Here is a 5,177-nt window from a genome sequence, read left to right as displayed (position 1 = left end):
CCTTGTTCTGGCGCCATGGCTGCTGGCCGGCATCTGCGCCGCGCTCCTGCTCCGGCGGCCAGACCAGGCGGCGGCCAAGCGTGCGCGCTCCGGCCAGCCGCGCCAGCGCCGGGGCGGCGAGTGCCACGAAACCGATGACGCCCACCTCGGCGACGACCAGCGCGCTGAGCGAGACGGCGACTGTCATGCCGGCAAGGCGGATGACGGCCGGCCGGGTGCCGAGCGATGCCGCGCCGTCGTCGCTGAGGTCGAGCAGGCGTAGCGGTCGCCAGAGCAGGAGCGCGGCGCAGATGCCGGCCAGCAGCCATGGCGCCAGAACAAGGACCGCCGCGTCGCCATTCTGCACCAGCGAGCCGCTCTGCCAGATGAACAGCTCCTCGGTGTATTCGCGGTTGAGCGCCATCAGCAGCGCGCCGGCCGAGCCGAAAGTGAGGCTGACGACGAGGCCGGCGATGATGATCGACACTGGCGAAAAGCTGCGCCCGCGCGCCAGTGCGAAAACGGCTGATGTGGCGAGCGCGCCGCCAGCCAGCGCCACGCCTTCGCGGCCGCCTTCCAGCAACCATGGTGCGTAGAGGGTGGCGGCCGCCAATGCGAGGCTCGCTCCGGCATTGGTGCCGATCGTGGTCGGCTCGGCCAGCGGGTTGCGCAGCACATGCTGCATGACGACACCGGCGAGACCAAGTGCCGCGCCGGCCAGCATGCTGACGGCGACACGCGGCAGGAAGGCATAGCGATACAGCAACTGCGCTGGATCGGATGTGTCGGGAGCGGTGAGCGCATGCCACCACAAGTGCGTCGGGAAAAGGTTGATGAGATCGAAGATGGTCAGCATCAGTGCCAGGCCCGCGGGCACGGCCACCAGCAGGATGAGCGCGCCGATGCCGTCGCGCTGTCGCGGCAGGGACGTTGCCTGAGCGATCATGCCGCTGCCACGAATTCGGCGAAACGCGCGGCAGCAGTGAGACCGCCGAACGGCCAGACCGGCGGAATGGTCCGCACCTGGCCGTTCCGGACGCAGGGCAGATTGGCCCAGAGCGAGCTGCGGGCAATCCTGATCCTGACGTGCGGCGGGATCGGATCGAGCGAGATCAGTTGCGCCTCGCCGACGGCGACCAGTTCCTCGATGCCGACCGTCGAAAAACCCCATTCATTGGTGGCGCCGGTCCAGGCGTTGACGAGGCCGAGCCGGTCGAGGACATCCTGCAGCAGGCTGCCGGCGCCGTAGACGCGGACATGGCGATCGTCGAACATGCTGACGACGCAGACCGGTTTTTGCACCGCCCGCTCCAGCCTGGCACGCGCTTGGGCGATCGAGGCTTCGGTGCGCCCGACAAGGTTTTCTGCTTCCGTCCTGCGGCCAAGCATGTCGCCAAGCTGCAGCGTCACCTGTTGCGCCTGCGCGTAAGGTGGAGCCTTGCCGCTGTAGAACGGCACGTTGAAGGTCGGCGCCAATCTGGTGAAGCTGTTCTCGTCCAAGCCATAGCCATAGGCGCCGACGATCAGGTCGGGCCGCAGTTCCCGAAGCAGTTCGAGATTGGGCTCGCTGCGCGATCCCAGGTCGATGGTGGCCTGCGGCAGCGCCGGGCCCTGCACCCAGTCGCCATAACCCCTGGTGTCGCCGACGGCGAGCGGCGACAGGCCGACCGAGACCACCAGTTCGGCCGATGTCCATTCCAGGCAGACGACGCGGGCAGGTGCCGCGCGTGCCATGCCGCCCGGCAAAGCGAGGCCGGTCGCGGCGAGGCCGGCAAGATACTGGCGCCGTGTCAGCGCCGCCATTTTGGGCCGGCCCGCCACATTGCTTCTACCATGTGTATTTCACCGAACCGTTGATCCTGCGGCCTTCGCCGTAGAAGCAGCCGAAGCCCGAAGAGAAACAGGAGGCGACATAGCGTTTGTCGAACAGATTGCTGGCATTGAGGCTGAGCGTGGCGTTCTGCCAGGTGTAATGCACCGCCGCGTCGGCAAGCACGACCGATGGGACCTTGAAGCTGTTGGCGTCGTCGCCATAGGTCGAGCCGACATAGCGGACACCGGCGCCGAGGCCGAGACCTTCGAGCTTGCCGCCCATGAAGGTGTAATTGGCCCAGAGCGATGCGGAATGGGCTGGCACGCCGAAGGGCGTGTTGCCCTCGTTGCTGACCCAGACGCCGTTGACGTCTTCGACAGCGGTCGCCCTGGTGATCTTCGTGTCGAGGTAGGTGTAGGCCGCTCTCAGATCGAGGCCCGCATCCAGGCTCGCCACGGCTTCCAGTTCCACGCCGCGCGAACGGATCTCACCGGTCTGGAACAGATCGTTGGGTGAGCCCTCATTACCGGAACGCACGACATTCTGCCGGGTCAGGTCGAAAACCGATGCCGTAATGAAGGAGTTCCAGCCGGTCGGCTGGTATTTCAGCCCGATCTCGTACTGCCTGCCGGTCTCGGGCACGAACAGATTGCCGTCGCTGTCGGCGCCGGCCACGGGCTGGAACGATTCGGAGTAGCTGACATAGGGCGCAAGCCCGTTGTCGGCGAGATAGACGAGCCCCGCCCGGCTGGTGAAGGCGTTGTCCTTCTGCTCGGGAATGTAGCCGCCGGCCAGATTGTCGTAGACCTTGGCGTCCGACCAATCCTGGCGGCCGCCAAGGGTCAGCCGCCAGTTGCCGAGCTTTACCTGGTCCTGCGCATAGAGACCGACCTGCTGCTGGGTGGTGTCGGTATCGGTGTAGGGCGTCAGATCGGTGATCGGGTACCCGTAAATCGGATCGAAGACGTTGAAACCGTCCTCGACGGTCCCTTCCGAGGCATAGTCGCGGTAAGTATAGCGTTTGTAGTCGAGGCCGACGAGCAGCGTGTGGGCGAGCGGCCCGGTGTCGAAATCGGCTTGTGCCTGGTTGTCGATGGTGACGCCGCTGAGTTTGGTGCCACCGGCATCTGCATAACGGTAGTAATCGCCGCTTGAAGGTTCCAGGCCGTTCGAGTCCGTCAGTCCGCCACCAAAGACGCCTTCCTCGGTGTGGGTAAGGTGGACGTATCGGGCATGCTGTCGAACCTGCCAGGTTTCGTTGAAACGGTGATCGAATTCGTAGCCGATCGAGGCCTGGTCGTTGTTGTAGGAGTCGAAGCCGGGTTCGCCGACGAACATGCTGTTCGGCAGGTACTTGCCGTTCTTGCCCGGTATGACCGTGCCGTAGGCAGGCAGATACTGCATCGCCCATCCCGAGCGATCGCGCTGATAGTTGGCGAGGATGGTCAGGCTGGTGTCGGCATCGGGCTGCCAGGTGATCGCCGGCGCGATGAAGATGCGGTCGTCCTTGACGAAATCGGTCTGCGTGTCGCCCATGTGAGCGGCACCGGTGAGACGAAACAGCAGCGACTTGTCGGCGTTCACCGCGCCGCTGAAATCGAACTTGCCTTCATACCGGTTGAAGCTGCCACCACCGAATTCGACCTCGCGCAGGTTTTCCTCGGTTGGCCGCTTGCTGACATAGTTGATGATGCCGCCGGGGCTTGCCTGGCCATAAAGTACCGACGCCGGTCCGCGCAGCACCTCGTAGCGTTCCGCGCCATAGGAATCGAGTGCGGTGAACAGGGTGAAATTGCTCTCCTTGAGCTGCAGCCCGTCCCTGTAGAAGACGCCGCTGGCGTTCGAAATGCCGCGCAACTGCAGGCCGAGGCCGCGATTGTCGGTGCCGTAGAGATTGCCGGTGGCGCCGGGTGTGTAGCGCAACGCGCTGTTCAGGCTGACGACGGCCTGCGCTTCCATCTGGTCCCTGGTGATGACCGATATCGATTGCGGCGTCTCGATCAGCGGCGTGTCGGTCTTGGTGCCGGTGGAGCCCTTTGTGGCAACGTAGCCCTTGACCGGCCCGAAAGCGCTTTCGACACGTTCCTGGACTTTGATCGGGTCTAGGGTGGTGGTGACCGTCTCCTGGGCCAGTGCATGGCCGCAGCCAAGCAGGGCCGGCAGCGACACCGTTGCGATCAGCAGGCGCTTGCGCACTATCCGGTTCCGCCAAATCGGTCCATGTCCTGAAATCATCTGGTGCGCCCCCTGTTTCCAAATTTCGTGCCGATATTGCCGGTCGCGCCGATTTGTTGATCGTTGCAGTCATCTTCAATGTTGACTAGTAAGGTCATGTTTCATAGTCAACCGGGCACGACCCGTCGAAATGCCGGAATCTGGAAATGCGGGCGGCCGCACTGGAGAAAAGCCATGAGCATGGCTGGAATTGATGCCCAGACTGCCTTCCATATCGACGCGGTGCGCTTTGCCGTCGGCGAGCGGACGCTGCTCGGTCCGGTCTCGCTCGAACTGGAGCGCTCGCGCGTCTATGGGCTGATCGGCCACAATGGTTCGGGCAAGTCGACGCTTATCAAGCTCATGGCGCGCCAGCAGCCGGCGAGTTCAGGCGCCATCACTTTCGCCAGACGTCCGTTGCCGCAATGGGGCGCCCGCGAATTTGCCCGCGCGCTTGCCTATCTGCCGCAGACGACGCCTGCGGCGACCGGCCTGACCGTGCGCGAACTGGCGACGCTCGGGCGCTATCCCTGGCATGGCGCGCTTGGCCGTTTCCGCGCCGAGGACAGGCAGCATGTCGAGGAGGCGCTGGCCCTGACCGATATGGAGGGTTTTGCCGACCGGCTGGTGGACGAATTGTCGGGCGGCGAGCGCCAACGCGCCTGGCTCGCCATGCTGGTGGCGCAGAACGCCGGCGTCATGCTGCTCGACGAGCCGATTTCGGCACTCGACATCGCCCATCAGGTCGAGGTGCTCGGGCTGGTCAAGGAGCTCAGCCGCAAACGCGACCTATGTGTCGTCGTCGTGCTGCACGATCCCAACATGGCGGCGCGCTACTGCGACGAACTGATCGCGCTCAAGGACGGCAAGCTGCTGACGCGCGGCACGCCAGGCGAAATCATGCGCAGCGATGTGCTGAAAGGCATTTTCGGTGTGGAGATGGGCGTGTTCGCGCACCCCGTCACCGGCCAGCCTGTCGGCTATGTGCAGTGACAATATCTGATGCGGCGGCGGGAAATAGAAGGCGGCAGGCCGCTGTGAGAACAAGGAAGAAGCTGTTGTCGAGAACTGGTTTGTTGGCGGCGTTGGTCGCATCCGTCATCCTGTCGGCCGGCAGCGCGATGGCCCAGGAGCAACCCGCCGGTGCCGCGCCGGCGGGTTGCTCCTGGGC

At 64.6% G+C, this 5,177-nt stretch carries 5 protein-coding genes; 1 reads left to right on the top strand and 4 read right to left on the bottom strand.

Annotated features, from left to right (window positions below; all coding sequences use genetic code 11):
• The 3 genes from EOB59_RS36865 to EOB59_RS30520 all read right to left on the bottom strand — a co-directional run.
• Positions 1-925: iron chelate uptake ABC transporter family permease subunit (locus tag EOB59_RS36865; protein WP_245486824.1), on the bottom strand; the 925-nt coding region annotated here is incomplete at its 3' end.
• Positions 922-1,782 (bottom strand): ABC transporter substrate-binding protein, encoded by an 861-nt coding sequence (locus EOB59_RS30525; protein ID WP_128289962.1) that lies wholly within the window; start codon positions 1,780-1,782, stop codon positions 922-924. The genes EOB59_RS30525 and EOB59_RS36865, both read right to left, overlap by 4 nt.
• Before the next feature lie 25 nt (positions 1,783-1,807).
• Positions 1,808-3,988, bottom strand: coding sequence for a TonB-dependent siderophore receptor (locus EOB59_RS30520; RefSeq protein ID WP_245486823.1), 2,181 nt, complete (start codon positions 3,986-3,988; stop codon positions 1,808-1,810).
• A 219-nt stretch (positions 3,989-4,207) separates the two neighbouring features.
• On the opposite strand from EOB59_RS30520, the gene EOB59_RS30515 reads away from it, so the two are divergent.
• Positions 4,208-4,999: an ATP-binding cassette domain-containing protein gene (locus tag EOB59_RS30515; RefSeq protein ID WP_164762277.1), complete on the top strand. Its 792-nt coding sequence runs from the start codon at positions 4,208-4,210 to the stop codon at positions 4,997-4,999.
• On the opposite strand, the gene EOB59_RS35710 is transcribed toward EOB59_RS30515, so the two are convergent.
• Positions 4,968-5,177 (bottom strand): hypothetical protein (locus EOB59_RS35710; protein WP_206622080.1); only part of this gene is annotated, 210 nt, incomplete at its 5' end. The two genes, EOB59_RS30515 and EOB59_RS35710, sit on opposite strands and share 32 nt — an antisense overlap.

The organism is Mesorhizobium sp. M7A.F.Ca.MR.176.00.0.0 (assembly GCF_004023165.1).
In the GTDB taxonomy this organism is placed as follows: Bacteria; Pseudomonadota; Alphaproteobacteria; order Rhizobiales; family Rhizobiaceae; genus Mesorhizobium.
Note: the sequence above shows the minus strand (reverse complement) of the source record. Positions and strands in the feature narration are given on the sequence as shown.